The sequence below is a fragment of the Pseudenhygromyxa sp. WMMC2535 genome, from assembly GCF_011083025.2.
Genome location: NZ_JABJWV010000001.1, coordinates 3,431,571 through 3,457,347, shown reverse-complemented (window position 1 = coordinate 3,457,347; position 25,777 = coordinate 3,431,571). Strand labels below are relative to the sequence as shown.

24 protein-coding genes are annotated in these 25,777 nt (G+C 71.5%); 14 read left to right on the top strand and 10 right to left on the bottom strand.

The features are described 5' to 3' along the window. Window positions 1-19 precede the first annotated feature (19 nt). Together G6O69_RS13450 and G6O69_RS13445 are read left to right on the top strand one after the other, a co-directional pair. Window positions 20-1,591, top strand: a complete 1,572-nt coding sequence (locus G6O69_RS13450; RefSeq protein ID WP_172303901.1) for a S41 family peptidase — start codon at window positions 20-22, stop codon at window positions 1,589-1,591. A 111-nt stretch (window positions 1,592-1,702) separates the two neighbouring features. Next, entirely contained in the window at window positions 1,703-2,965 is a 1,263-nt protein-coding gene (locus G6O69_RS13445; protein WP_172303900.1) for a DPP IV N-terminal domain-containing protein, read from the top strand. 122 nt (window positions 2,966-3,087) lie between these two features. On the opposite strand, the gene map is transcribed toward G6O69_RS13445, so the two are convergent. Continuing rightward, on the bottom strand, window positions 3,088-3,870 hold the full coding sequence (gene map, locus G6O69_RS13440) for a type I methionyl aminopeptidase (RefSeq protein ID WP_172303899.1): 783 nt from the start codon (window positions 3,868-3,870) through the stop codon (window positions 3,088-3,090). Here map and G6O69_RS13435 point away from each other — a divergent pair. Then, the gene (locus G6O69_RS13435; protein ID WP_172303898.1) at window positions 3,854-4,909 is read left to right on the top strand and encodes an ArsA family ATPase; all 1,056 of its coding nucleotides are present in this window, start codon (window positions 3,854-3,856) and stop codon (window positions 4,907-4,909) included. The genes map and G6O69_RS13435 overlap by 17 nt on opposite strands. Window positions 4,910-4,924: 15 nt before the next feature. Here the strand turns inward: G6O69_RS13435 and G6O69_RS41560 are convergent, their stop codons facing one another. Continuing rightward, window positions 4,925-5,506 (bottom strand): biotin/lipoyl-containing protein, encoded by a 582-nt coding sequence (locus tag G6O69_RS41560; protein WP_172303897.1) that lies wholly within the window; start codon window positions 5,504-5,506, stop codon window positions 4,925-4,927. Between the two features lie 19 nt (window positions 5,507-5,525). On the opposite strand from G6O69_RS41560, the gene G6O69_RS13425 reads away from it, so the two are divergent. Then, the gene (locus tag G6O69_RS13425) at window positions 5,526-6,623 is read left to right on the top strand and encodes an ArsA-related P-loop ATPase (RefSeq protein ID WP_172303896.1); all 1,098 of its coding nucleotides are present in this window, start codon (window positions 5,526-5,528) and stop codon (window positions 6,621-6,623) included. Between the two features lie 44 nt (window positions 6,624-6,667). On the opposite strand, the gene G6O69_RS13420 is transcribed toward G6O69_RS13425, so the two are convergent. Then, on the bottom strand, window positions 6,668-7,696 hold the full coding sequence (locus G6O69_RS13420; protein ID WP_172303895.1) for an NAD(P)-dependent alcohol dehydrogenase: 1,029 nt from the start codon (window positions 7,694-7,696) through the stop codon (window positions 6,668-6,670). 69 nt (window positions 7,697-7,765) lie between these two features. On the opposite strand from G6O69_RS13420, the gene G6O69_RS13415 reads away from it, so the two are divergent. Beyond that, window positions 7,766-8,662, top strand: coding sequence for a LysR family transcriptional regulator (locus G6O69_RS13415; protein WP_172303894.1), 897 nt, complete (start codon window positions 7,766-7,768; stop codon window positions 8,660-8,662). A 296-nt stretch (window positions 8,663-8,958) separates the two neighbouring features. Here G6O69_RS13415 and G6O69_RS13410 read toward each other — a convergent pair whose 3' ends face one another. Next, entirely contained in the window at window positions 8,959-9,630 is a 672-nt protein-coding gene (locus G6O69_RS13410; RefSeq protein WP_172303893.1) for a spermidine synthase, read from the bottom strand. Window positions 9,631-9,834: 204 nt separating this feature from the next. Here G6O69_RS13410 and G6O69_RS13405 point away from each other — a divergent pair, with 204 nt between their 5' ends. Continuing rightward, window positions 9,835-12,015, top strand: a complete 2,181-nt coding sequence (locus G6O69_RS13405; protein WP_172303892.1) for a hypothetical protein — start codon at window positions 9,835-9,837, stop codon at window positions 12,013-12,015. Between the two features lie 67 nt (window positions 12,016-12,082). Continuing rightward, window positions 12,083-12,487: a DUF4375 domain-containing protein gene (locus tag G6O69_RS13400; RefSeq protein WP_172303891.1), complete on the top strand. Its 405-nt coding sequence runs from the start codon at window positions 12,083-12,085 to the stop codon at window positions 12,485-12,487. Window positions 12,488-12,681: 194 nt separating this feature from the next. Here the strand turns inward: G6O69_RS13400 and G6O69_RS13395 are convergent, their stop codons facing one another. From G6O69_RS13395 to G6O69_RS13380, 4 genes are all read right to left on the bottom strand, one after another. Next, window positions 12,682-13,152, bottom strand: coding sequence for a hypothetical protein (locus G6O69_RS13395; protein ID WP_172303890.1), 471 nt, complete (start codon window positions 13,150-13,152; stop codon window positions 12,682-12,684). A gap of 37 nt (window positions 13,153-13,189) precedes the next feature. Beyond that, on the bottom strand, window positions 13,190-13,705 hold the full coding sequence (locus G6O69_RS13390) for a hypothetical protein (protein ID WP_172303889.1): 516 nt from the start codon (window positions 13,703-13,705) through the stop codon (window positions 13,190-13,192). A 241-nt stretch (window positions 13,706-13,946) separates the two neighbouring features. Next, window positions 13,947-14,687 carry an Imm26 family immunity protein gene (locus G6O69_RS13385; RefSeq protein ID WP_172303888.1) on the bottom strand — a complete coding sequence of 247 codons (741 nt, stop codon included), beginning with the start codon at window positions 14,685-14,687 and terminating at the stop codon, window positions 13,947-13,949. Then, complete coding sequence (locus G6O69_RS13380; RefSeq protein WP_172303887.1) at window positions 14,684-15,373, bottom strand: RHS repeat-associated core domain-containing protein; 690 nt, start codon at window positions 15,371-15,373, stop codon at window positions 14,684-14,686. The genes G6O69_RS13385 and G6O69_RS13380 overlap by 4 nt, the downstream gene beginning before the upstream one ends. On the opposite strand from G6O69_RS13380, the gene G6O69_RS13375 reads away from it, so the two are divergent. Both G6O69_RS13375 and G6O69_RS13370 read left to right on the top strand, forming a co-directional pair. Further along, entirely contained in the window at window positions 15,356-15,544 is a 189-nt protein-coding gene (locus G6O69_RS13375) for a hypothetical protein (protein WP_172303886.1), read from the top strand. The two genes, G6O69_RS13380 and G6O69_RS13375, sit on opposite strands and share 18 nt — an antisense overlap. A gap of 96 nt (window positions 15,545-15,640) precedes the next feature. Beyond that, complete coding sequence (locus G6O69_RS13370; protein ID WP_176396815.1) at window positions 15,641-15,778, top strand: hypothetical protein; 138 nt, start codon at window positions 15,641-15,643, stop codon at window positions 15,776-15,778. On the opposite strand, the gene G6O69_RS13365 is transcribed toward G6O69_RS13370, so the two are convergent. Then, window positions 15,747-16,511, bottom strand: coding sequence for a contractile injection system protein, VgrG/Pvc8 family (locus G6O69_RS13365; RefSeq protein ID WP_176396814.1), 765 nt, complete (start codon window positions 16,509-16,511; stop codon window positions 15,747-15,749). The genes G6O69_RS13370 and G6O69_RS13365 overlap by 32 nt on opposite strands. A 206-nt stretch (window positions 16,512-16,717) precedes the next feature. Here G6O69_RS13365 and G6O69_RS13360 point away from each other — a divergent pair, with 206 nt between their 5' ends. From G6O69_RS13360 to G6O69_RS13345, 4 genes are read left to right on the top strand one after another with little or no spacing between them, the layout of a single operon-like run. Continuing rightward, a complete protein-coding gene (locus tag G6O69_RS13360; protein ID WP_172303884.1) occupies window positions 16,718-17,473 on the top strand; it encodes a protein phosphatase 2C domain-containing protein in 756 nt (251 codons plus the stop codon). 44 nt (window positions 17,474-17,517) lie between these two features. Continuing rightward, window positions 17,518-18,465, top strand: a complete 948-nt coding sequence (locus G6O69_RS13355; RefSeq protein ID WP_172303883.1) for a hypothetical protein — start codon at window positions 17,518-17,520, stop codon at window positions 18,463-18,465. 43 nt (window positions 18,466-18,508) lie between these two features. Next, window positions 18,509-19,582 carry a C45 family peptidase gene (locus tag G6O69_RS13350; protein WP_172303882.1) on the top strand — a complete coding sequence of 358 codons (1,074 nt, stop codon included), beginning with the start codon at window positions 18,509-18,511 and terminating at the stop codon, window positions 19,580-19,582. Window positions 19,583-19,622: 40 nt separating this feature from the next. Continuing rightward, window positions 19,623-21,089 (top strand): zinc ribbon domain-containing protein, encoded by a 1,467-nt coding sequence (locus G6O69_RS13345; protein WP_176396813.1) that lies wholly within the window; start codon window positions 19,623-19,625, stop codon window positions 21,087-21,089. Between the two features lie 48 nt (window positions 21,090-21,137). Here the strand turns inward: G6O69_RS13345 and G6O69_RS13340 are convergent, their stop codons facing one another. Continuing rightward, the gene (locus G6O69_RS13340; RefSeq protein WP_172303881.1) at window positions 21,138-21,644 is read right to left on the bottom strand and encodes a hypothetical protein; all 507 of its coding nucleotides are present in this window, start codon (window positions 21,642-21,644) and stop codon (window positions 21,138-21,140) included. A 47-nt stretch (window positions 21,645-21,691) separates the two neighbouring features. Here G6O69_RS13340 and G6O69_RS13335 point away from each other — a divergent pair, with 47 nt between their 5' ends. Continuing rightward, on the top strand, window positions 21,692-25,675 hold the full coding sequence (locus G6O69_RS13335) for a serine/threonine-protein kinase (RefSeq protein ID WP_172303880.1): 3,984 nt from the start codon (window positions 21,692-21,694) through the stop codon (window positions 25,673-25,675). The last annotated feature ends 102 nt before the right edge of the window (window positions 25,676-25,777 follow it).

The following is a 25,777-nucleotide window of genomic DNA, read 5'->3' as shown; positions in this document are numbered from 1 at the left end:
GGGGCGTACACTCCCCCGGATGAGCGAGCGAGGCGCGCGGGGAACTGTAGTCGTCGGTGGCCTGTGCCTGGCGCTGGGGCTCGCGGGCGGGCTGAGCCTGGGCAAGGCCGGCGCGGCGCCGCCGAGCGAAGACCAGGACAACCCAGACAACCCGGACGACGCGGTGGTCCGCCCCGCCGTCGAGCCGGTCGGCGAGGCCCCGGCCGACTACTCCCGCTACCGCAAGCTCGATCGCTTCGCCCGCTCGCTGGCGATCATCGAGCAGTACTACGTGCGCCCCGTCGACGGCGAGGCGCTGATCGACGCGGCCCTGCGCGGCCTCGTCGACGACCTCGACCCGCACAGCTACTACCTCGATCCCGAGCAGGCCAAGCTCCTGCGCGAGGACACCGAGGGGCGCTTCGGCGGGGTCGGCCTGGTCGTGACCTTGCGCCGCGAGCCGATCGCCCCCGCCCCTGACCAGCCTGAGCAGGCTGAGCAGGGCACGAACGCGACAGACCAGCAGGCGCAGGCCGACGCCCAGCTCGCCGCCGGCCAGGGCGAGAGCGCCATCCCCTCCGCGCACGCCGACGCGGCCTCGGGCGAGCAGCGCCTGGTCCTGCACATCGACGACGTGATCCCCGGCGGCCCGGCCGAGCGCGCCGGCCTGAAGATCGGCGACCGGATCGTGGAGATCGAGGGCGAGCCGATCTCCCACTACAGCGATCTCCTCGACGCCGTCACCGTGATGCGGGGCGTCCCCGGCACGCAGGTGCGCTTCAGCTACCTCCGCGACGACGCCCCCGCCCAGGCCCTGACCGTGACCCGGGCGATCGTGGATCCGCCGGCGGTCGAGGTCCGCTGGCTCGGCGAGGGTATGGGTGTGCTGCGCCTGCGTGACTTCCAGGCCTCGAGCGCCAAGGAGCTGCGCGCCGGTCTGGCCGAGCTGGGCGAGCTCGCCGACGCGGCCGGCGAGCCGCTCTCGGGCGTGGCCATCGACCTGCGAGACAACGGCGGCGGGCTCCTCGATCAGGCCATCGAGATCGCCGACATCTTCATCGCCGAGGGCGTCATCGTGCGCACCCGCGGGCGCCAGGGAGCGCTCCTCGACGAGGCCCGCGCGCACCTCGCTCGCACCGAGCGAGATCTCCCCCTGGTCGTGCTCATCAACAAGGGCTCGGCCTCGGCCTCGGAGATCGTCGCCGGCGCCCTCCAAGATCACCGCCGCGCGCTGATCATCGGCGAGCGCAGCTACGGCAAGGGCTCCGTGCAGGCGCCCTTCGAGCTCGGCGGCGGCGCGCTGCTCAAGCTGACCACCGCGCTCTACTACACCCCGGCGGACCGGCTGATCCAGGCCAGCGGCATCGCCCCCGACGTCATGGTCGGACCGCTGCGCGCCGAGTACGTCGACAGCCGCCCGCAGCTCGAGCCGGAGCGCGCCGCTCCCAAGCACCTGCGCCCCCAGGACTTCGGCCGCCCCGGGGTGCCCAGCGACGACGCCCCGAGCCCCGCCCGGGCGGCGGCAGGCGACGACGCCCAGCTCCTCGCCGCCATCGATCACCTCCAGGCCTGGGCACGCCTGGGCCCCCCCAAGCGCGGGCGTCGACGCTGAGCCGCCCCGAGCGGCCTCCAGATCGCTCCCCGCGGGCTTTGAAGCGCTCCCGCGACCCCCCTTTTGTTGTGCGCCCTCGGCGGGTATGCTCCCCCCGACGCTCGAGGTCCCATGAAGCGCACCCTGCTCGGAATTTCTCTCCTCGCCTCTCTCCTGGCCGTTGGTGCCCACTGGGCCGGCACGCCGCCGGCGGTCGCCAACGCGGCGCCCCTCGCCGCGCAAGACACCGACATCTCGGGTCAGTCTCGACTGCTCGGCGTGGCCATCCCCGCCGACGGCCAGCTCGGCGACCTCCTGCGCAAGAACGCGCAGATCTCTGGCGGCTTCCAGGTCATCCCCCGGCGCAGCATGCCCAGCGCCCTGGTCAAGGCCACCGGCTTCGACAAGAAAGCCTGGGGTCAGGTCGGCAACGTCGACGTGGTCATCTTGACCTCCGAGGCCGGCTCGCAGCTGCGCATGGCGATGTACGAGCTCAGCAAGGGCGACAAGCCCGTGCTCAGCAAGGGCTACCCCGCCGGCGACCCGCTCTCGGCCGCCAACAAGTTCATGAACGAGGTCGTGAACTACTACACGCAAGAGCCCGGCGTGTTCGGCTCGCGCATCGCCTTCGTGCGGACGCGCCGCGAGCCCACGATCAGCAAGAACGTCTACACCGTCCAGATGAACGGCGAGTCGACCTCGGCCGTGACCAGCAACCGCTCGCTGAACATCCTGCCGAGCATGGGCCCCGGCGGCGAGGTGGTCTTCACCAGCTACGCCAAGCGCAACCCCGACCTGTGGACCAGCAACGGGACCAAGCGCATCAGCAAGTACCCCGGCCTCAACCTCGGCGGCGCGGTCAGCCCCGACGGCGGCACCATCGCCTTGGCCCTGTCCAAGGACGGCAACTCCGAGATCTACACGATCGACCGCAGCGGCAACATCAAGAACCGCCTGACCAAGAACGCGGCCATCGACGGCCAGCCCTCGTGGAGCGGCGGCGGCCAGCTCGCCTTCGTCTCGGACCGCGCCGGCGGCCCGCAGGTCTACCGCATGTCCGCCTCCGGCGGCGGCGCGAGCCGGGTGACCAAGAGCGGCAGCTACAACCAGTCCCCCGACTGGAGCCAGGGCAAGAACCGCGGCCAGTGGATCGTCTACAGCGGCCGCGACAACTCCAACCGCTACGACATCTTCAAGGTCGACGTGAAGACCGGCAAGGTCACGCGCATGACCCAGAGCCCCGGCCGCAACCTCGACCCCTCGTGGAGCCCGGACGGCCGCTACATCGCCTACACCCAAAGCGGCTCGCTCTACGTCGCCAACGAGGACGGCGACAACAACATCGAGATCGCCAAGGGCGCCAGCACCCCCGACTGGGGTCCGCGGGCCGACTGAGCGACACGGGTCGACCGCTCGACTCGAAAAAGCCCCCTCCAGCGAGGGGGCTTTTTCTTTTGTCCCGGGGCCAATCCCAGGGCCAAACTCAGGGCCAGTCCCGACGCAGGAGCCCGGCGCCTTCAGAGCTCGAGATCCGCCGGGCGCCAGGCGCTCTCGCGCATGGTCAGGACCTCGAAGCCGGCCTCGGTCACCAAGATCGTGTGCTCCGCCTGGGCGCTGAGCCGACCGTCGCTGGTCACCGCGGTCCAGTGGTCGGCGAGGATCTCGACCTCGGCGGTGCCCTGGTTGAGCATCGGCTCGATGGTGAAGGTCATGCCCGGGCGCAGGCTCAAGCCTTGACCGCGGCGCCCGACGTGGGGCACCTGGGGGGGCATGTGCATCTCGCGGCCGATGCCGTGGCCACAAAAGGCCTCGCCCACGCTGTAGCCGTGGCGCCGAGCGAGGGCGACGATCACCGCCCCGATGTCCCCGATGGTCTTGCCCGGGGCGACCTCGCGGATCCCCAGCCACATGGCCTCGCGGGTGACGTCGACGAGGCGCTGGGCCTCCTCGGGGATCGCGCCGATGGCGAAGGTCTCGGAGGTGTCGCCGAACCAACCATCGACGATGGTCGTCACGTCGATGTTGATGATGTCGCCTTCGACGAGGGCGCGCTGGTTGGGGACGCCGTGGCAGACGACCTCGTTGACCGAGGTGCAGACCGCCGCCGGGAAGCCTCGGTAGCCCAGCGGAGCCGGGTAGGCGCCGTGGGCGACGATGAACTCGTGGCAGAGGCGATCGAGCTCGCTGGTGGTCACGCCGGGGACCACGTGGGGAGCGATGAAGTCGAGGACGGAGGCTGCGAAGCGGCACGCCGCGCGCATCTTGTCGAGCTCGCGCGCATTCTTGACCTCGGCCAACATCGGTCCGCGGAGCATACTCGCCGCTGCGGCGCTGGCCAGCCCGCCCGCGCTGTGCCAACCTCCGAGCTCGGTGCCTCCGCTCTCGTCGACCCCACCCGAAGACCTGCTGGAGGATCTCGGCGCGCGCCGCCTGCTGATCGTCAGCGGCAAGGGCGGCGTGGGCAGGACGACGGTCGCCGCGCTGCTCGGCTCGGCCCTGGCCGCCCGCGGCAAGCGAGTGCTGATCGCAACCACCGGCCACGACGATCGCCTGGCGTGGATGCTCGGCGGCGAGCGCCTGCGCGACAGCCCCGTCGAGGTCTCCCCCAACCTGGAGATCCAGCGCCTGAGCCCGGCGACCTGCGTCGAGGAGTACGGCGCGCTGGTCACCCGTAGCCAGCGCATCTCCCACGCGGTGTTCGGCAACAAGGTCGTGCGTCGGCTGCTGCGGGCGATCCCCGGCCTCGACGACTTTGCGATCCTCGGCAAGGTCTGGCACGAGGCCTGCCGCGCGCGCAGCGTGGACACGCTGATCTTCGACGGCCCCGCCTCGGGGCACCTGCGCCTGGTCCTCGGCGTGCCTCAGGCGATCGTCGAGGCCGTGTCCGAGGGTCCGCTGACCCGCGAGGCCGTGGCCATGCGCGACGCCCTGCGTGACCCCGAGCAGTGCGCCGCGGTGCTCGTCGGCCTCGCCGAGCCGTGGCCGCTGACGGAGCTCGGCGAGCTCGCCTTGGCCCTGCGCCGCGAGCTCGGCATCGACCTCGGGGCGATCGTCGTCAACAAGCTGTGGCCGCTCGAGCTCGCCGAGACTCCCACCTCCGCCGAGGGCCCCGAAGGCGACGACACCCTCGCCACGATGCTCTGCGCCCTCGACGAGCTGCGCGCCCGCGGCCGGGATCAGCAGCAGACCGTCCACGAGTGGCTCGCCGAGCGCGGCCCGGGCCACGACGGCAGCGCCATGGTCACGATCCCCTGGTGGCCGTGGGGGGTCGAGTCTCCCGAGCAGCTCGAGCGCCTGCTCGAGCGCATCGAGCAGGGGGGAGACGCCGCCGATGGCTAGCCGACCGAGCCGGGCCTACTCGCCCGCAGCTTCGGCCTCGGGCTCGTCCGAGGCGACCGTGATCTCGCAGAGGATCTGGCCGGCGTCGACGGTGTCGCCCTCGGCCACGGCCACGCTGCGGACCACGCCGTCGGCCGTGGCCAACAGCTCGTTTTCCATCTTCATGGCCTCGATGATGATCGCCGGACGGCCGCGCTCGATGGTCTCGCCCTCGGTGACCAGGACCTTGACCACGCGCCCGGGCATGGGCGCGGTCAGGGAGCCGTCGCCAGCAGCCGCGCCGCTCTTGCCCAGGGCGGCGGCCAGCTGGGCCTCCTGCTCGGTGCGGACCTCGAGCTTGGCGCGGTGGCCCTCGACCCAGGCCTCGGCCGGGCGCGGACCGTCGGCGAGGCTGACCTCGATCTGCCGACCTCCGCCGGCCTCGCCCGGAGACACCCGAACCACGTGGGCCCCGGCGCCGTCGACCTCGAAGGGCTCACCGTCGACGAGCACGTGCTGCTCCCCCTCGCTGCCCTCGATGACCTCGACTACGTGCTCGCGCTCGCCCACGACCACGCGAAAGGCCGAACTCTTGTTCCCACTCGCGCTCGCCGACATCGGAGCTGGAGGCTAAGCCATGGCAGCCAGCGCGTCCACCTTGTTCATCGACCGCCGCCTGGTCCTGTGCGTGGGACCCGGGGGCGTGGGCAAGACCACCTGCTCGGCGGCCCTCGCCCTCCAGGCGGCCACCAGCGGCCGCAAGGTCGTGGTCGTGACCATCGACCCTTCGCGCCGCCTGGCTCAGGCCCTGGGCCTCGACGCCGGGGTCTCCGGGGAGCTCGTCCCGGTCCTCCGCGAGCCCGGCATGGTCCTCGACGCGCTGATCCTCGACGGCGCCAAGGTCTTCGACTCGATCGTCCGCTCGTGCTCGAGCGACGCCAAGACGGCCCAGACCATCCTCGACAGCCGCATCTACCAGGCCACCGCCCAGCGCCTCTCGGGCGCCCTCGAGTTTGCGGCCATGGCCCGGGTCCAGATGCTCGTCGACGCGGGCGAGCACGACCTGATCATCCTCGACACCCCGCCCACGGCCAACGCCGTCGACTTCCTCGAGGCCCCGACCCGCATCCGCGAGCTCATCGACAACCCGGGCGCGCGGCTGATCGCCGGCGGCGGACGGATCGGCGCCAAGATCCTCGGCCTGGGCAGCTCGCTGCTCAGCAAGACCCTCGAGGCCATGGGCGGCGGCGCCTTCATGGGTGACCTCGGGGCCTTCTTGAAGGAGTTCTCGAGCGTGATCGAAGAATTCCACAGCCGCGGCGGCGACTTCGAACGGCTCTTGCGCAGCCCGGCCACCGGCGTGGTCATGGTCACCACGGCCTCGCCCTTCTCGGCTCGAGAGGCTGGCGCCTTCCTGGATCAGCTCGGCGACTACGGCCTGCGCGTGGACGCCGTGGTCTTCAACCGCACCGACACCCAGCTCCCGCCGCCGCCGCCACGCGCCCGCTTCGACGCTGCGCTGGCCAAGCTCGACGCCCGCGAGCGCGAGCGGCTGTGGAACGCCTACGCCGGGGCTCGGGCCCTGGGCGAGCGCACCCGTCGATCGATCGCCTCGATCCGCGACGCGCGGCCGCGGCTGCGGATCTGGACGGCGCCGCGCCACGCGGATCCACCGGACACGCTCCCCGAGCTGCGCGCGCTGGGCCGGCAGATCTTCGAGGGCGCGGCCAGCTGACGGAGCCCTGCTCCCTCACCTCGACACCACGCGAGTCAACCGAGTCAACCGACGCGCTCCAGCGGCACCACCGACGCGCGCTTCGCCGACTCCGCCGCCGGCAGCTCGACGATCACCGCCCCGCGCCGACCCCGACGGCGCTCGACGACGCGGTGGGCCGCGACGATCTCCGCCATCTCGAAGCGCCGCCCGACGATCGGCCGGATCGCGCCGGCCTCGACGAGGGCGCGGACGCGCTCGAGCGCCTCGCGGGTGTCCATCGCCACGCCGCTGATCACCCTCGGCCCCGGCCAGATCCGCGTCCACACGCCCCGCCACAGGTCGCCGAGCGAGCCCTCGATCGGGACGTAGCGACCCGCGGCCGCGAGCGCCGGCTTGGCCCGGGCGAAGCTCGAGATCCCCGCGACGTCGACGATCACGTCGTAGATCTGCCCCGTCGCCAAGGGATCGGTGATGGCGTAGTCGACGACGTGGTCGGCCCCGAGCTCGCGGACGAAGTCGAGGTTCGCCGCGCTCGCGACCCCCGTGACCTCGGCCCCGAGGTGCTTGGCGAGCTGGACCACGTAGACCCCGACCCCGCCCGAGGCCCCGAGCACGAGCACGCGCTCGCCCGGCTGGACCTTCGCCCCGTCCGCCAAAAAATGCATCGCCGTGTTCGCGCCGAAGGGCAGCGCCGCGACCTCGACGTGGCTCAGGCCCGCCGGCGCGGCGACGATCGCCGCCGACTCGGGCAGCACGAGGCGCTCGACGTTGGCGCCCTTCGGGCTCGCGCCGAACACCGCGTCTCCAGGTGACAGGCGCGTGACCGCCGACCCGACCGCGAGCACCCGACCGCCGAAATCGCGCCCCGTGAGCGGCTCCCGGGGCCGCGACCAGCCCAGGGCCAGGCGCCCGGGCAGGCTGAAGCCCGGAGGAAAGACCGCCGCGCGCATCCGCCACTCGGCCGTCGTCACCGAGGTCGCGTGGACCTCGATCAGCACCTCGTCGGGAGCGAGATCGCCCTTTGGCTCGGGCAGCTCGCGGATCTCGAGGACTTCGGGAGGGCCGTAGACGTCACGAACGATGGCTTTCATGCGCTCAACCTAGCGCGCCGCCCGGGTCGTGAAATTAGCCAATCTCGATCATGGGTTATGCATTCGTGTATGGACTGGCGCACCGTCCAATTCGACTGGAACCGGGCCCGAGCGTTCTTGGTCACCGCCGAGGAGGGCTCGCTGTCCGCGGCCGCCCGCGCCCTCGGCATGGCTCAGCCGACCCTCGGCCGCCAGGTCGACGCGCTCGAGACCGAGCTCGGCGTGACCTTGTTCGAGCGCGTCGGCCGGCGCCTGGTCCTGACCGAGGCCGGCGAGCGCCTCCTCGATCAGGCCCGGGTCATGGGCGAGGCCGCGAGCCGCATGTCGCTGGCCGCGTCGGGCCAGTCCCAGGTCCTCGCCGGTCGGGTCTGCGTGACCGCGACCGAGGCGTTCTCCGTCTGGGTCCTGCCCGACATCGTCGCCGGGCTGCACGCGGAGCACCCCGGGATCCAGATCGAGCTCGAGGCGTCGAGCGAGCGCCGCGATCTCCTGCGCCGCGAGGCCGACATCGCGATCCGAAACGTCCGCCCCGAGCACCCCGACCTGATCGCCAAGAAGATCGGCGACATGAGCGGTCACCTCTACGCCGCCTCGACCTACCTCGAGCGCCTCGGCCGACCGCAGCAGCTCGCGCAGCTCGGCGAGGCCGAATTCGTGACCCTGGGCCGCCCCGAGCAGATGATCGCCTTCCTCGGCCAGCTCGGGCTCGAGCTCACCGCGGCCAACGTCCCCTTCATCACCGAGAGCCACATCGTCAGCTGGGAGCTGGTCCGGCGCGGGCTCGGGATCGGCGTGATGATGGAGGCCGTCGGCGCCCGCGATCCCACGGTCGAGCGGGCCGCCCCGCAGATGCAGCCGATCCCCTTTCCGGTCTGGCTCGTGACCCACCGCGAGCTGCACACCAGCCGGCGGGTGCGGGTGGTCTTCGATCGCCTCGCCGAGGCCCTCGCCGAGCTCACGGACTGAACGAAGCGCGCGCCAGCCCGAGGCGTCAGCTGTGAAGCCCGAGACGAGATCATGCGAGAGCCGGCTGCGGGTCAGCGGGGGGAGACGACGAGCGATGCTTTCTCTGCTCGGGTCGGTCCGGCGCGGGAACCTGCGATCGTTGTATGCGTTCGAGAACGACGACCCTACAGCCCCGCGAAGGGCCACATCGCGCCTGCGATCGCCAAGGCCAAGGACGCCGGGTTCGATCCCGATCGGTGTCGCTTTCAGCGTGTCGCTACCGCTGCTCTGCGCCTGCGAAGGCGTCCCCTGACCACTCAAGGGCGGCGCTTGGCGATCCAGATGTAGTGGAACCGCCCCCGCCCCTTGCGAGACGCCTGCACCTTTTTCACCTCGGTCTCGAAGCCCGCCTTCTTGCAGCGCGCGGTGAACTTGCGGTCGTCGGAGAACGACCACACCCCCAGCACGCCCCCGGGCGTGAGCGCGTCGCGTGCCGCCGCCAAGCCCGAAGACGAGTAGAGCGCCCCGTTGCCATCGTGCGCGAGCGCGTCCGGCCCGTTGTCCACGTCGAGCAAGATCGCATCGAAGCGCTGCGGCGGCTTGCGAATGCGGGCACCGACGTCGCCGTGGAACACCCGCGCCCGCGGATCCTCGAGAGGCCGCCGAGCCACGTCCGCCAGCGGCCCCTGATTCCACCGCACGACCGCCTCGACCAGCTCGGCCACCTCGACCGTCGCCTCGGGACCGACCAGGTCCAGCGCCTCTCGCAAGGTGAAGCCCATGCCCAGGCCGCCCACCAGCACGTGCTGCGCGGGGCGGCCCAGCTCGAGCAGACCCAGGGACGACAGCGCCTTGGACGAGCCATCGTCCTCACTGGACATCAAGTCGTAGCCGCCCGCGCGAATGAGGAACTCGTCGCCACGCCGCCGAAGATCCAGCGACTCACCGTCGGGGGCGGTTGCGGTGTCGAGCGTCTCCCAGGGCAGCATCAGGCGGATGCTACAGGTTTTCGCGGCCGAGGCGAACGCCCAGCCAGGCCCACAGCCCCACGGCGGAGGGGGCCAGCCAGGCGATGGCGCCCAGGCCTACGCCGGCGAGCGCGGTGGGCTCGATCCAACCAGGCGCGGGCCTCCCCTTCGACCGGGCTCTCGTCGAGATGTTCGAGGCGCCGAACTGAAGCCGCAAGTTTGGGGTTGGACAGACTCGACATCAGCGAGGCCCTCGCGCTGTCGGAGACCGAGGCCGAGCGGATGTTCGCCAGCGGCAAGGCCCGGCTCCCCACGGCCCACGCGATCCTCCAGCGCCTCGCCGACATCGGACTCGGCGACTCGCTACCCATCTCTCGGCGCGTAAACCCGGCGTCGACGCGTGAACCTGGCTCGACGGTGCCTCGCGTCCTGCACTACCATGCCGCGGTGCCCCCGACCGATGCAGATCGCCCGCGCCCCGACGGCGTCCCCTCCGAGGCCTGGTGGTCGTCCGAAGATGGCGAGTGGGTGCTCGGCCCCAAGGACGAGGCCGGCGAGCTCCACGGCGAGATTCGCTACTGGAGACCCGACGGCACGCTGTGCTGCGTCTCGCGCCTGCAGGCCGGCAAGCCGCACGGTCCGTTTCGGCGGTTCCACGAGACCGGCGAGGTCTCGCAGACCGGGCAGTTCGTCTACGGCGAGCTTCACGGGCTGCGCACCTTCATCAACGCGACCGGCCCGAGCACCGAGAACATGCACATCGGTGCTCGGCTGAGCCGCAAGATCGCCCGCTCGGAGTACGACTACGACCACGGCACGCTGAGCGCCACGCGCCACTACGCCGCCGACGGGACCCCGCTTGGGACCGACGGCGAGCCGCTGCCGAGCCGTCCGGAAGGCGTCCCGAAACGGGCGATCCGCAACGCGACCTCGGGCAACTGGGTCGCGGGGCTGTGGGACGGCGAGGGTCGGCGCGATGGCGAGCTGCAGGTGTTCGACGCCGAGGGTAAGCAAGTCTCGCGCGAGACCTACAAGGCCGACGTGCTCCACGGGCCGACCACGGTGTTCTATCCCGGCACCGGGACCAAGCGCGCGAGCTTCAATCACGTCGAGGGGGCGCTCGACGGCTTATTCGAGCAGTACTACCGCGACGGCACCCTCGCCCGGCAGGCCCAGCTCGCGGCCGGGCGATTCGCCGGAACCCTGCGCGACTGGACCCCCGACGGGGAGCTCACCGCCGAGACCGAGCTGCCCGGATCCGATGCGCCCGCGGTCTTCATTCAAGCCCCACCCGAGCCGGTGTTGCGCTGCGATCTCGGTGAGCTCGATCTCGACGAGCTCGCCGCCCTCGCCGACGGACCGATCTCCCCGACCGGTCTCGCCCGTCTGATCGCCCTGGGCTGGGGCGGCGACGAGAGCCGCGACGGCGAGCTCGCCCGAGTCGCGCGAAAGCTGGTCCGCGAGCGCAACGACGAGGCCCTGCGCGCGGCCCTCGCTGAGACCGGGCTCGACGCCGCACCACGGCTGCTCACCGTCAGACGACTCGAGCGCGTGATCGAGATCATGCAGGACGTCCCGGCGGTCGACACCCAGGCCCTCCAGCGCGAGCTCGCGGCGTCCGGCGGTGTCGGCCTGCTGGTCCCGCTCGAGCGCGACGACGCCGTCGAGATCGCGGCGCTCGAGTCGTTGATCTCCGGCGACCGCCTCAACCTGCGCAGCCGCGACCTCACCCGGCTCCCGCCCGCGGTCCGTCGGTTCCCTGGCCTGCGCACCATCGACGCCAGCCACAACCGCATCACCGAGCTCACCGCCGAGGTGTCCGAGGTCCTGCTCCTGTACGAGCTCAACCTCGTCGACAACGGGCTGCGCGACCTGCCCGACGAGCTGCGCCGGCTCCGGGATCTGCGGGTCCTGATGCTCGGCGACAACCCACTCGAGCGCGTGCCCGACGTGATCCCGGCGCTGTCCGAGCTCAGCACCCTCCACCTCGCTAGCACCCGGCTGACCTCCCTGCCCGGCAGCTTCGGCGAGCTCGAGCGACTCCGGACCCTGTGGCTGGACGACAACCCCCTCAGCGGGCTGCCGACGTCGTTCGCCACCCTGGATTCGCTGAGGTTCCTGCACCTCGGCGGTCACCCATGGTCGTCGCCGCCGCTGGTGATCTTCGAGCTCCGCGGGCTCGAGGAGCTGTGGCTCGCCTCCCCCGATCTGACCGAGCTGCCCGGCGACATCGCCCGCCTGGCCAAGCTCGAACGCCTGACCCTGTGGTACTCGGGGCTCACCTCGCTGCCCGACTCGCTGTTCGAGATGACCGGGCTGCGCGAGCTTCGGGTCAGTAACAACCCGCTGCCCCAGGGCACCATCGAACGGCTCCAGGAGGCGCTCCCTGACTGCACCATCTACTGAGGACGCCGAGGATCTCGAGCGCGCGCTGACGGCGGTCCAGACCGGCAAGGCCGGCCTCGACGACGTCTTGCAGCTCGCCGGGGCCGAGCCGCCGTGGGCACCGGCCCCGATCCTCACAGCGATCACCGCGATGCTCGCGGCCGAGCCGGACCTGGCCAATGGCGGCATCGATCAGCTGGTCTGGAACACCGGCCCCGGCATGGCGCGAGAGTTCGCCGCGGCCTGGCGTGCCGTCGGGGCGATCGAGAACGCCGAACTTCTCGTCGAACTCGCCCACGCCTACGAGCAGTTCACGAGCGAACAGGGCACCGAGCAGATCGCCGCCGACCCGGTGCGGGCGTTTTTTCAATTTCGCAAGCGCGTCGGCGGCCCGTGGCTGGCCAGCCCCGACCCGCACGCCGAGCTCGGCGAGGCCCTGCTCGAGTGGTCGCTCGAGCATCCCAACGCGTTTCGCCAGCCGGCCGACGCCTGACCGCCAGTATGCGCGCCAGAGGACTTGAAGGGTCTCAGGCGCCGGACCGCCGGTCGCTGACGAGGCGCGAGGAGGGAGTTTGTCGGGCACAAATGACTGACGAGCAACGAAGTCAGCGGCCGGTGCTCCAAGCCTGGGGCCCTTCAAGCCCTCTGGCGCGCACACTAGAGCAGCGCTCGCCGGGGTCCTCGCCGCTATTCGAACCTTCGCCGCTTCCAGGTCTCGGGGCCGACGTGCAGGCTGTGGCGATCGAGCTCCGCGCCTGCGGGGTCTCGCAAGATCAGTACGAGCTCGAGCTCCTCTTCGCCGTGCGTCGGGCCATCGAAGTAGAGCGTCTCGAAGCGCTCATCGCCGAAGACCAGCATCGTGTCGATCCGGCGCCCCGCGAGCTCGGCCGAGATCATCCCGCCCTCGCGACGAAAAGCCGAGGGCAGCGGTCGGAGCGCGACGGCCAGGAAGCGAGAGGGGCGCTCACAGGGGCGGCACTGTCTCTGCGCCACGTAGACGTCGGTGACGACCAGGCGCAGCGAGGACCAGTCGAGGGTCGAGGGTGGCGGAGCGTCGGGCCTGGTGAGGGCGGTGGGCCAGCTGCACCTGCGGCAGCCGGCGTTGGCGGGCAGGCACGCCGCTGCGAGCAGCGCGAGCAGCAGCGGGTGAGGGCGCACGGTCCGATCCTAGCAAAAAGCCCCCGCGGTGAGTCGTTCAGGGCAGCCGGCTGACGGCGAAGTAGCCCAGGTTCTCGGCGTTGAAGCGAGCGGCGCCCGGTCGCTCCTGGGCGAGGAGCTGAGCGTAGGTCTCCCGGTAGGCTTTCTTGCGCTCGGTCTTGCCGGACGAGTTCGTCACCTGGACGGACATGTCCTGCATCCCGAGGTAGTGCATGGCCTCGTGGACGATGCTCTGCACCCGCTCCATGTTCGCGTCGGGGCCCTTCTCCATGGCCCACTTGGGGCACAGGACCAGCTTTCGAACTCCGGGCCAGCCCTGGGCCCAAGTGCTGTGGCCGCAGGAGATGCGCATGTCGTTACCGGGGGCGTCGTCGAGGAATTCCTGGCCCAGGCGGCACTCGACGAACAAGGTCCCGCTCGAGGCCGGCTCCAGCTTCTCGTAGCGGCGCCCGAGGACCCGGAGGCCGCGCTCGGAGAATTCGCCGAACCACTTCTGGAGGCCGAGGTTCCTCCAGCGATCGATGCGCTCGTCCTTCGGAGCGGCGGCGACCATGTCGACGGCGCCGCTGGCCTTTGCACAGGCGTCCGCTGCTTTTTGCCAGAACCCGTCCAGGGCTCTGGGTGCGCACCTCGACTGCTGGCTCGGTCCAGCCCGACGACGAGGTTAGCGGCCTACCTTCGCGCGAGGACGGTCGTCGCCCGCAGGTTGCTCAGCGGACCCGGGAGAGGGCCGCTGGACCGTCGAGAGCAGTGGCCTTGTCGTCCCCCGCTCCGCGCCGTTCACTCGGGGAGGCCTATGACGCCGGTTGGCTCGGCGCGCGCCCGAGCCAGCGCTCGACGAGCCGCGTCACGTGGCCGCTGTTGCGTAGGCTGAAGCTGCGCTCGCGCCAGATCGGCCAGCTCTCGCGCTCGGCGACCTCGTCGAACTCGCGCACGACGCTGCGATCGAGGCGCACGATCTTGCGGATCCCTGGCGCCCCCGCGATCATCTCGAGGTCGTCGAGGCCCTCGGGCTCGAAATTGGGATCACTCCGGAGGATCGGGAAGTCGCGGTTCTCGAGGGTCGTGAGCGAGTTGAACCAGATCGGGTGGCCGAGGCGAGCGCCGCTGAGCACGCCCTCGTCGATGAGCGGGGCGTCCCGCGTCTGCGCGAAGACCTCCATGAGCCCGCCGGCCCCGGGCTCTTCGTAGATGTAGCGGCCGAAGGCGTAGTCACCAGCCTCCAGGGGGATGGCGAAGACGTCGCCGATCGCGTGAGGCTGGTGTTTGGGCGCCTTCTTCGTCCGCAGCGTCAACTTCGTCAGTTGGCGGCCGTCGAGCTCCTCGAACCATCGGCCCCCGAAGCTGCCGATGACGGTCACCAGGGTTGCTTCGAGCTCGGCGACCGTCGGCTGCCGACCCTCGGCCGCGAGGTAGGCGTCGCGGAAGTCTTCGAGGAACTGACCCGTGAGGTCGAGGGGATCGTCGCCGAGGACGACGTCGGGGAAGCGGGCGGACTCGAACCATCCCATGGCGAGGACGCTAACACGGCTCAAGAGCAGGTCTTGTCGAGCTGCTTGAGCTTGGCCGTCTTGGCCTTCTCGAAGTCCTCGAAGCGCGTCGAAGCGCGCGTGTTGTTCTTGACGTAGCTGTTCTTGCGGTTGCCCCTGGCCTCCCCCTCGAGGGGGTTGCCCTTGTTCCCCCAAGGGTCGCCGGGCTTCGCGGTCTTGGTCTCGTACTTCTCGATGTAGGCCTGCTCGTAGCCGCGAGCCGTCGTCTCACTGACCTTGGTCTCCTCGAGCGCCTCGATGCCCGCGGTTTTCGACACCCGACCGTCACTCGCGTGCTGCGCCTCCCTCGTTCTCAGATCCTGGGTGGTGATGCCGACATAGTAGGGTTTTTGGCCGACGTCGGGCGGGTGTGGATCGTAGAGCCCATAGACCCAGTGCGTCCCCTCGAGCCCGAAGGGATCGACCTGATCGAAGGGATGTCCGACAAAGTTCCAGGCGTGCAGGCCGCCCGCGAGCCCGATGGGATCGGGCGACAGGTACGCGCCGAGATCCGGGTCGTACCAGCGCTTGATGTTGTAGTAGATCCCGAGCTCTGGATCCTCGAGCTGACCGAGGAAGCGAAAGGGCACGCGCTGGCTCCGGCCGAGCGCGAAGCTCCGCGCCCGCCCGAGGACGTCGAAGTCCGCGAGCCATACGAGCTCGCCGCGCTCGTCGTGAGCGGCCCGCGGCACGCCGATCTGATCGCACTCGAGCAGCAGCGTCTGGCCCTCGGGCTCGAAGATCGCGTGGGGCTGAAGATCCTCGCCGACGAAGAACTCGCGCAGCGCCTCGACGGGCTCGCGGCGCTGGCCCTCGCCCCCGGCGCCGGCCAGCGCCGCGTCCGCTCGCTGACCAGCGCGTAGTCGTGCCAGAGCCAGTCGTACTCGGCCCGGCGGCCGTCCGCGTACTCGACGGACTTGCGCACGAGGCGTGAGAAGCCGTCGTAGCGCATCCTGGCCGTGAGCACGAGCTCACCGCGCTCGTGGACCTCGACGCCCGCGAGCTCGCTGGCCTCGTCCCAGCGCAAGCGCCAGCGCCGGCTGCCGTCGACGCTCAGCTTCTCGATCAGCCGCCATCGAGGGCTGCCGGTGCCTTGAAGTTGTAGGCTCGCGTGGCGACCTTGGTCTGGCACTGGCTGAGGGTCAGCTCCAGGCCCTGGAGAGACTCGGTCCCCGCTTCATCGACGCGGTCGGTGATGATCGGAATCTCGTCACCGACCAAGAGCGTGGTGTCGAGATAGGCGTCGTTGTTGTCGACGAGGATCAGCTTTTCGCAGCCCTTGTCCTCGTCGGCCTCGAAGTAGTAGGCGATGCCCTCCTCCCCGAGCAGGCGCGCGCAAAAGTCGAGGTCCGACTCGCGGAACTGGACGCAGTAATCTCGCGCCTCATAGGTCTGCACGAGCCCGCTTGCGACGTCGACCTCGCGGTCGTACTCGGCGAGCCCATCGCCGAGCACGGCCTCGACGATCTCCGGGACGGTCTGCCCCTGGAACACCCGCGTGTCGACGCGCTGGTCGAGCAGCTGGAGGGCAGGGACGAGGTAGACCCGTACGAACTGATGGCTGCTGTCACCGCCGAGCTCCTCGAGGCGATGAATGATGCCGAAGGCCGCGTGGACGAGGCCCATGCGCTCCATCACCAGCTCGGCGCTGGTGCCGATCAGGTCCTCGACGGGAATCTGCTCGCCATCGGTGATGAGCTCGACGACGAGCTCGTAGGGCTGTGATAGCTCCTCACGCCACTCGACGCGGCGCACATGCCACAGCACGGGGGCGTCTCCTGCAGGAAGAAATGAGTAATTGACGTGGTCGAGGCGAGCCAGGTCCAACATGCGTTGTTCCCCCGCTCCCTTTGTCGTCGATGAAGTCGAAGTGTTCGACGAGGCCGCGACGATCTTCGCCTAGCACGGCGATCGACAGGGCGTCCCTGGGGTCTCGTCCCCCTCCCCCAGCACCCCGCCCTGGTGACTCTCCACCCCACCTCGCCCAGGGATTTCGCCCACTTGCCCCCGGCACCCGCTTCGCACTCCTCGGGGGCATGACCCGCACGCTCCACGCCCACGCCCACGCCCACACCACCACCGGCCGCCGCTCCCAGAACGAAGACGCGTTCTTGCTCGAGGATCAGCTCGGCGTGTTCGCGGTGCTCGACGGCATGGGCGGCTACGCGGGGGGAGCCCTCGCCAGCAACCTCGCCGTCCAGACCATCGCGCACTTCTTCCAGGTGGTCACTCAAAACCCCGACGCGACCTGGCCCTACGCCCTGGACCCCCACAAGTCCCTGGCCGAGAACCAGGTCGAGGCCGCCCTGCGCCTGGCCAATCGGCAGATCCGCGCCAAGCGTTGCGACCAGTACGCGAACATGGGCTCGACCGTCGTGTTGCTGGCCGTCCAGGGCGACCACGCCGTCCTCGCTCACCTCGGCGACAGCCGGATCTACCGCCTGCGCGGCGACGTCATCTCCCGCCTGACCTGCGACCACTCGCTCTACGAGCACCTGCGCGCCGCCGGGGTCGAGCTCCCGAGCGAGGCCGAATTTCCCCACGCCAACGTGATCACCCGCGCCCTCGGTCCGCACGAGGACGAGCGCCCCGAGCTCGCCCGCGTCGACCTCAAGGCCGGCGACCGCTACCTGCTGTGCACCGACGGCCTGTGCGGCGTGCTCTCGGACGAGGAGATCGCCGCCTTGCTCGCCGAGGGCAGCGTCGACGCGGCCTGCGTGTCACTCGTGGACACCGCTTATGCCCTGGGCTCGCGCGACAACATCACCGCCTTGGTCCTCGAGCTCGCATGACTCGGGATATTGCGCGCCCATCGCACAAGGCTACCATAACTGACATGAAGATTGGCTCGACATCGATCCCGCGTGGGCTGCTGGCCCTGACCTCGAGCTTGTTGAGCCTGGTTGCCTGCCCCCAGAAGGACGATGACGCCCCCGCCGACGAGGCCGCTGCCGACAGCAGCGAGGGCGGTCTCGACGAGAACACGAGCGCCACCGACGAGGTCGGCACCAACACCGAGAGCCAGAGCGACGACGACAGCGACAGCGAGAGCGAAGGCGGCACCTTCGTCCCCGATGAAGACACCGACCCCACCATGCAGTGCGAACCCTACATTCAAGACTGCCCCGAGGGTGAGAAGTGCGTGTGGGCGGTGCCCGAAAATGGAAGCCAGCGCCGCGATGGTGCCGTGTGTATCCCGGTGACCGGAGATCGCCAGCCCTTCTCGACCTGCTCGCTGCCCACGGGCATCGGCCAGGAGATCAGCGACGACTGTGGAGCCGAGTCTTTTTGCCTCGAGGTCTACGGCACCGCCGACCACGGCTTTTGCGTGCCCTTCGCCAAGGACACCGCCGACTTCACCCCCTGCGACGACTACCCCGGCACCGAGTACGCCACCGAGAACGGCTCGAGCTTCCCCGACGCCTGCCTGTTCTACGACTGCAGCCCCCTGCTCGCCGAGAGCTGCCCCGACGAGATGCGCTGCGTGTTCTATCCGGCCTCGCTCTACGTCACCAACATCTGCCTGAACGTGCCCGCGGAGTACGAGCTGCCCGTCGGCGCGCCCTGTGACTTTGGCGGGTGCGGCGAGGGCAAGCTCTGCGCCCCACAGGAGTGGCTGCCCGCGTGCGCCGGCGAGCGCTGCTGTACGCAGTGGTGCGATCTCGACAGCCCCAGCTGCGCCACCGAGGGGACGCAGTGCGAGTTCTTCCCGATCCCGAGCGAGTACGACAACCCCGACTACACCAACCTGGGCGCCTGCCTGGTCCCCGAGCCCTTCGAATGAGCCCTGCGCGGCCCACGTCGGGGCCCCCTGCTACAGTCCCGCCATGCGCGTCCTGAGTCTTTCGGGCACCCCTGCCGCCATGGGCGAGGCCTACGGCGAGAGCTGCCGCGACGAGATCCCCAAACTCTACGAAAAGCGCCTCGCCAACGCGATCCGCCAGGCCAAGGTCCACGGCGGCCGCGAGGTCGGCGAGGAGGCGGTGCTGACCGTCGCCCGCGCCTGCCTGACGCCGACCCGGGCCCACCACCCCGAGGGCTTCGCCGAGCTCGAGGGCATCGCCCGGGGCGCGGGCCAGCCCGTGGAGAAGATCCTGGCCATGAACGGCCTGACCGACATCCGCGACGTGCTCGCCTGGCGCGGCGACCTCGAGTCCCTCGGCGGCTGCACGGCCTTCGTGGTCGCCGGCGACCAGACCCGCGACGGCCAGCTGATCTGCGGCCAGACCTGGGACCTGGCCACGGACAACATGCCCCACGTGCTCGGCGTCCACCGCAAGCCCGCCGACGGCCCCGAGACCTGGACGCTGACCACCGCCGGCTGCCTGTCGCTGATCGGCCTCAACGAGCACGGGATCGCCGTGGGCACGACCAACGTGCGGACCACCGACGCCCGCCCCGGGGTCACCTACCTGAGCATGATCCACAAGGCCCTGGCGGCGCGGACCCTCGACGACGCGGCCGCGGGGATCAGCGATGTCCAGCGCGCCGGCGCACACTTCTTCTTCGTCGCCGACGGCGAGGGTCGGGCCCTGGCCCTCGAGTGCACCCCCGAGCACGTCGAGCGCGTGGCCGTCGACGCCGGGTCCTACGTGCACACCAACCACTGCCTGGTCCCCGCGCACCAGGCCATCGAGGGCGACACCCCCTCGGCCTCCTCCCACGCCCGCCAGGCGCGCCTCGAGCAGCTGATCGCCGCGACCGCCGGCCAGGCCGACCTCGACGCCAGCAAGACCTGGCTGGGGGATCAGGCCAACGGCGACAAGGCGATCTCGCGCAGCGACTTCGAGGGCATCAGCAGCAACGGGAGCGTGGTGATGGTCCCGCAGTCGCGCACGATCCACGTCTGCCACGGGCCGGCCCACGAAGCCACCTGGCTCGATCTGCGCGCCGTCAGCTGAGCTGGCCGGGCGTGCTAGGAAGCTCTTCCCAACGAGGACCATGCTCGGCGCCGAGGCCAACCCCAAAGACGTGACCTTGCCCCCTCCAGAGGAGCGGCGCTGGCTGATTCAGCAGACGGCGGCGCTGCTCGCCGAGGGCGGCTGGCACCGCTACGTGCGCGGCCCCCTGCTCGAGCCCACGCCGCACTTCTTCCCGGACGCCTGGGCCGGCGGGGAGCGCAGCGTCGCCCGGGTCCTGCGCCGGCTGCTGCGCTACGCCGGCCACGAGGCCGCCGAGATCAGCTTGACGATCCACCCCCAGGACCCGGCCCGCCGCGCCAAGGTCGTGGCCAAGCCCCCGGTGATGCGCGGCCAAGACCCCATCGCCTGGTTCATCCCCGGCGCCAAGGCCCCGCTGCGCTTCGCCGTCGAGGAGGCCGCCCTGCGCGAGCCCGAGAACCTCGTCCCCGCTCTGGCCCGGGCCGTCGCCCACGCCCACCGGGCCGCGAGCGGCATGGCCACCCCCGAGGGCGCCGAGGGCCAGCGCCTCATCGACCTCACCAGCTTCGCCCTGGGCTTTGGCCTGCTGACCACCGACGCCAGCCAGCGCTTCTACGCCAAGTCTGCCGGCGGCTTCAAAGCCACCCGGGCCCAGTCGCGCCTGGGCGTGCTCTCCGTCCAGGACATGAGCTTCCTGCTCGCCCTCCAGGCCGAGGCCCGCGGCCTCGAGCGACGCGAGCGCAGGCGCCTGCTCGCCCACCTGCAGCCCAACCAGGCCGGCTTCTTTCGCCAGGCCGCGACCTGGATGGCCGGGCTCGAGCCGTCGATCCGCGAGCGCCTCGGCCTGCCCGAGCCCGCCAGCTGGCCCGCGGCGCCCGACCTCGCCACCTTGGCCGGCCCCCTCGAGCTCCCCGACGCCCCCGAGGGCGCCGAGACCGACGCAGACGCCGAGACCGATGACGACGACGAGCCCGAGGAGCGCCTCGACCTCGACCGGGGCATCCGCGACGCCAACCGCGGCAAGGCCGTGTTTCGCGTCGAGCGCAGCGGCGCCCTGCGCATGGCCAAGGTCCTCGGCTTCCCGGTGCTGATGCTCGGCGGCCTGCTCAGCCGTGGGAACTTCGGCGTCGACATCCCCATGGAGATCGTCATGCCCTCGGCCGCCGGCCTCGCCGTCGCCGGCCTGGCGATCGGCTCGCTGTTCACCGACCGGCGCTGCTCGGAGCCCAAGTGCGGCAACAAGCTGCGCCCAGACGACGAGACCTGCCCGCTGTGCGGCGGACAGGTCATGGGCGTGATCCACAGCCCCAAGGAGCGCCTGGGCGCCGAGGAGGCCCTCGTCCGCGCCGGCAAGATCGACGAGCACGGCCTGCTCGTCGGCTGGCAGGACGAGCAGGACGAGGACGAAGAGTACGAGGACGAAGAGTACGAGTACGAAGAGGACGAGGACGAAGAGGACGAGGACGGAGCCGCCAAGCTCGTGCACGACGCCGAGCTCGCCCCCCTGACGGCCACGCGCGCGTCCTGAGCACGTGTCCGTCCCCCGCTTCGCTCGGTCGCTCGGTCGCTCGGTCGCTCAGTCGAGGATCAGCCGGGCGATCGCCGTGACAAAAGCCTCGACGCTCGGCTCGGGGCCGCCGCCCATGTTCATGTGGCTGCCCTGGCTGGTCCACTCGGCGAGCACGGTGTGCGGTGCCTCGCGGTGGGCGCTGTACTCGAGGGTGAAGTAGCGGCGCCGAGGCGCGGCGTCCTCCGCGGGGTCCTCGGATCCCTCCCCGTCGAGGTCGACGAGCGCGACCATGAAGGCCTCGGTCGTCGCCCCCGGCTCCGGCAGCTCGATGATCACGCAGGGGTAGCTGCCGATCGTCAGGCGGTGCAGGCCCAGCTCGTCGACGTGCAGAGCCCCCCCCTCCCCCTGGCGGCGACACTCGCGGGTGACCTGCACGGCGATGTCGTCGAGCAGCGCCCGGGGATCCTCGAGCTCCCACAGCGCCCGGACGAAGCGCGGCTCCGAGAAGATCAGCTGGCGAAGCGCGACGTGGGCAAACTGATAGTGGACACAGCGGGGCTCGGCCGAGGTCATGGCGGGAGTGTCGCAGCCTCATGGGGCATAATCCAAGTCAGCCCGCCATGGACGAGGAGCGACCCCTAGGCCAGCGATATGTGCTCGAGCGAGAGCTCGGGCGCGGGAGCATGGGCGTCGTCCACGTCGCCCGCGACACGAGGAGCGAGCGCGAGGTCGCCATCAAGCTGGTCGGCGAGTACCCCGACCGCGAGCGCCTCGCCGCCGCGCTGCGCCGCGAGGCCGAGCGCATGACCCGGCTCAACCACCCGGGGATCGTGCCGATGCTCGACTTCGGCCTCGACGGCGAGCTGCTCTTCGTGGTCATGCCCCTGCTCGAGGGCCAGACCCTGCGCGAGCTGCTGAGCCTCGGCCCCCTGCCGATCCCCCTGGTCGCCGAGATCGGCCATCAGGTCGCCCTCGCCCTGGCGCACGCCCACGCCCACGAGGTCGTCCACCGCGACCTCAAGCCCGAGAACCTGATGCTGATCAGCGACGCCGGGGAGCTGCGCGTCGAGATCATGGACTACGGCCTGGCCCGGGTGATCGCCGACGAGAACCTGCGCCGGCGCGCCGCCCCGGTCGTCGGGACCTTGCCCTACCTGGCCCCGGAGCAGCTCCGCGGCGAGCGCAGCGACCCCCGCTCGGACCTCTACGCCCTGGGCATCATCCTCTACGAGGCCGCCGTCGGCCGCCCGCCCTTCGTGGGGGACACCCACGCGGTGCTCGAGGCCATCACCGAGGCGACCCCGGTGCGCCCCGCGCTGCTGCGCACCGAGCTCCCCCGGGACCTCGACCTGCTGATCGTCGAGCTCCTGGCCAAGGACGGCACGCGCCGCCCGGCGAGCGGGCGCGACATCGCCGAGCGCCTCAGCCCCTACGCCGACGCCTCGCAGGCCACCAACGTGCTCGCCCAGGCCTGGCGCGGGCGCGCGGCCCAGAAGATCGACGCGGCCTCGGGCAAGAGCTCGACCATCCTCGGCCGCAACAACGCCTTGCGCTCCCTCGACGCCCGGCTGACCGCGGCGATCGCCGGCAGCCTCCAGCTCGTGCTGCTCAGCGGCGAGCTCGGCATGGGCAAGACCACCGCCCTCGACGAGCTCGCCCTCGCCTGCCAGCAGCGCGACGTCCAGCTGCTGCGCACCGGCACGAGCTGCGGGGGCGAGCCGCTCGAGCCCATCGGTGAGCTGCTGACCGCCGGCCTCGCCCGCCGCCCCGAGGCCGCCAAGGACCTCGAGAAGGAGGCCGCGGACCTCGTCGAGCTCTTCCCCAGCCTCGACCGCGACCGCCTCGGCGAGCTCGCCCGCCGCCGCGCCCCCGACCCCGGGCTGTTCACGGCCCTGTCCGAGGAGGGCCCGCGCCGTCGCCCGCGCGCCCTCGACCGGGCCCGCAGCAGGCGGCGGCTCAGCCCGCGCGAGCGCATCGAGCTGCTGATCGTCCGCACCTTCGAGGCCCTCGTCGCCGACGAACGCCCGCTCGTGCTGGCGATCGACGACGCCCACCTGCACTCGCGCGAGGTCACCGAGCTCATCGCGCAGCTCTTTCGCCGCCTGGCCCGCGCGCCGGTGCTGATCGTCGTCGCCCACCAGCTCTCGGGCCTCGAGCTCAACCACCCGCTGCGGCGCCTGCACACGCGCACGCGCCTGCATCCGCGCTGCCTGGCCATCGACTTCGGCCCGCTGCCCGAGGCCGTCTACGACGAGCTGCTCCACCGCCTGCTCGGCGGCGGGGCGCTCAAGCCCGGCCTCGCCCGGCGCCTGCATCGACAGAGCGGGGGCATCCCGGCCCACGCCCACGAGCTCGTCCTCGGCGCCCTCGAGTCGGGGCTGCTGATCCGCCGCGGCGACGTCTGGCACCTCGACGCCGCCGAGTGGCCGATCCCCCGCGGGCTGCGCGAGCGCATGGCCGACAAGCTGCGGGCCCTGCCCAAGCCGCTGCTCTCGGCCCTGCGCACGGGCTCGGTGCTCGCCGTCAGCGAGGGCGAGCTCGACTTCGAGGAGCTGCTCGAGCTCCACGGCCGCCCGCGCGACGAGCTCGAGCTGGTCATCGACGAGGCCCTGCTCCGCGGCATGCTCGAGGAGCGGCGCAGCGAGGGCCGCCCGCGCCTGCGCTTCACCAGCGAGCTCCTGCGCCGGGTGATCCACGACGACCTCCCCCAGGCCGCTCGCCGCAAGCTCCACGAGCACTGCGCCAAGCGGGCCGCTCGCATCCTCCGCGGCCAGAGCCCCGAGCCAGGCCAGGCCCGCGTGCAGCTCGCCCACTTGATCGAGGCGGGCGCGGCCGAGGCCGCCCGGCCCACGGTCGTCGCCCTGGCCCAGCGCGCCCTCGAGGAGGGCCGGCCGATGCGCGCCCTGCCCTCGCTCATGGCCCTGCTCGAGATCGCCGACGGGCTCCCGGCCCTCGAGCGCGCCGAGCTGCGCCTGCTCTCGGCCGAGCTCGAGCTCCAGCGTGACGAGCCCCAGGCGGCCGTCAGCGCCCTCCAGCGCCTGGCCGCGACCCTCGACGAGTCCAGCGATCCCCGGGTCCTGCGCCTCGGCGAGCGCGGGGCCGAGCTCGCCAAGACCCTCGACCACCGCCCCCTCGCCGACCGCCTGCTCGGCCTCCGCCCCCACGACCGGCGCTCGGCCGAGCGTCGCCGCCGCGCCCGCGTCGAGCTGGCCACGCTGCGCCCGGCGACCAGCTCGCGCTCCATGGCGATCGGAGACCTACGCCTGATGCACGGCGAGTACACCGAGGCCCGCGACGCCTACGAGGTCGCCCGCCGCCGGGCCGCCGCCGAGGGTCAGCCCGAAGAGGAGGCTCGCCAGCTGCAAAAGCTCGCCCGCGTGGCCAGCAAGCTCGGGCACTACGAGGTTGCGATCGCCTACTGCCGCGACGGCCTGGGCCTGCTCCAGCACACGCGCTCGCTCGAGCGCGTCGGCCTGTGGGCCCACGCCGCCAACGCCCACTGCGTGGCCGGCCACCTCGACCGCGCCACGGCCGAGCTCGAGGCCGCCCGCGCCGAGCTCGCGACCTACCCCGAGCACCGCGAGCCCACCCGCGACCGCATCGAGGCCGAGTTCGAGCGCAGCCGCGGGAACCTGCTCATGGCCCGCGGCCGCGCCGAGCCGGCCATCGAGGCCTACGAGCGCTGCCTGAGCCTGACCTCGACCAACGACCGCTGGCTGGCCTCGATCGCCCGCTTCAACCTCGGGGAGGCCTGCGCCCTCGCCGGCCAGTCGAGCCGAGCCCTGCGCGAGCTCGAGCGCGCCGCCGCCGACAAGCGGGCGATCGGCGACCGCTGGGGCCTGGCCCACACCCACACCGCGCGGATCCGCGTGCTGCGGGACCTCGGCCTGCTCGAGGACAGCATCGACATGCTCCAGTCGGCCCGCGACCTCGCCGAGGAGGTCCGCGACCCCCGGCTCTTCGCCCTCGTGCACACCGAGCTCGGCCGCCACGCCCTGCTCACCGGCAAGCTCGAGCAGGCCGTCCAGGAGGCCCGCCGCGCCAGCGACATGGCCAAGGCCGCCGACGCCAAGCCCGAGGCCGCCCGCGCCCGCGAGCTGCTCGCGGCCGTCTACCTCGCCCGCGGCGAGGGTGAAGAGGCCGCGACCCAGGCGACCATCGTCACCCAGCAGGCCGAGGCCCTCGGCCTGGGCGAGGTGCTGATCGGCGCGCTGCTGACCCTGGCCGAGGCCAGCGAGCCCGCGCAGCGCCCCGAGCACCTCGCCCGCGCCCGCGCCACGAGCGAGACCCTGGGCAACCCCTACCGCGAGCTCGACGTGGCGATGACCGGGCTGCGCCTGGGGCTGGGCGATCCCAACCTCGCCGGTGACGACTACGTCGCCCTCCAGCAGCTGGCCAGCCGCGCCGAGAGCCTGCTCGCCAAGCGCCACCTGGGCCTTTGCCAGCTCGCTCAGGCCGAGGTCATCGCGCCCTACGATCTGCGCGGCGCCCTCGACCACGCGCGCCTCGCCGAGGGCCAGCTGCGCAGGCTCGGGGCCAAGCTCGACGCCGATCGAGCCAGCGAGCTCGTCGCCCGCCTGACCATCGAAGACCGCGGCCGCTGAGCGAGTCCGCTCGTGCTCGGCGACGGCCGAGGGGACGCCCATCGAGGTGTGGACCGAAGCCGGCCTGCGCTCTGGTGCCCTTTTTTGTCGGGCCGACAATTT

Coding starts and splice junctions, on each gene's coding strand:
- G6O69_RS13425 (WP_172303896.1), top strand. CDS start 5,526: ATGGCAGCCAGCGCGTCCACCTTGTTCATCGACCGCCGCCTGGTCCTG.
- G6O69_RS13340 (WP_172303881.1), bottom strand. CDS start 21,644: ATGACCTCGGCCGAGCCCCGCTGTGTCCACTATCAGTTTGCCCACGTC.
- G6O69_RS13355 (WP_172303883.1), top strand. CDS start 17,518: ATGAAGATTGGCTCGACATCGATCCCGCGTGGGCTGCTGGCCCTGACC.
- G6O69_RS13345 (WP_176396813.1), top strand. CDS start 19,623: ATGCTCGGCGCCGAGGCCAACCCCAAAGACGTGACCTTGCCCCCTCCA.
- G6O69_RS13390 (WP_172303889.1), bottom strand. CDS start 13,705: ATGGTCGCCGCCGCTCCGAAGGACGAGCGCATCGATCGCTGGAGGAAC.
- G6O69_RS13420 (WP_172303895.1), bottom strand. CDS start 7,696: ATGAAAGCCATCGTTCGTGACGTCTACGGCCCTCCCGAAGTCCTCGAG.
- G6O69_RS13445 (WP_172303900.1), top strand. CDS start 1,703: ATGAAGCGCACCCTGCTCGGAATTTCTCTCCTCGCCTCTCTCCTGGCC.
- G6O69_RS13415 (WP_172303894.1), top strand. CDS start 7,766: ATGGACTGGCGCACCGTCCAATTCGACTGGAACCGGGCCCGAGCGTTC.
- G6O69_RS13360 (WP_172303884.1), top strand. CDS start 16,718: ATGACCCGCACGCTCCACGCCCACGCCCACGCCCACACCACCACCGGC.
- G6O69_RS13410 (WP_172303893.1), bottom strand. CDS start 9,630: ATGCTGCCCTGGGAGACGCTCGACACCGCAACCGCCCCCGACGGTGAG.
- G6O69_RS13350 (WP_172303882.1), top strand. CDS start 18,509: ATGCGCGTCCTGAGTCTTTCGGGCACCCCTGCCGCCATGGGCGAGGCC.
- G6O69_RS13365 (WP_176396814.1), bottom strand. CDS start 16,511: ATGTTGGACCTGGCTCGCCTCGACCACGTCAATTACTCATTTCTTCCT.
- map (WP_172303899.1), bottom strand. CDS start 3,870: ATGTTGGCCGAGGTCAAGAATGCGCGCGAGCTCGACAAGATGCGCGCG.
- G6O69_RS41560 (WP_172303897.1), bottom strand. CDS start 5,506: ATGTCGGCGAGCGCGAGTGGGAACAAGAGTTCGGCCTTTCGCGTGGTC.
- G6O69_RS13335 (WP_172303880.1), top strand. CDS start 21,692: ATGGACGAGGAGCGACCCCTAGGCCAGCGATATGTGCTCGAGCGAGAG.
- G6O69_RS13450 (WP_172303901.1), top strand. CDS start 20: ATGAGCGAGCGAGGCGCGCGGGGAACTGTAGTCGTCGGTGGCCTGTGC.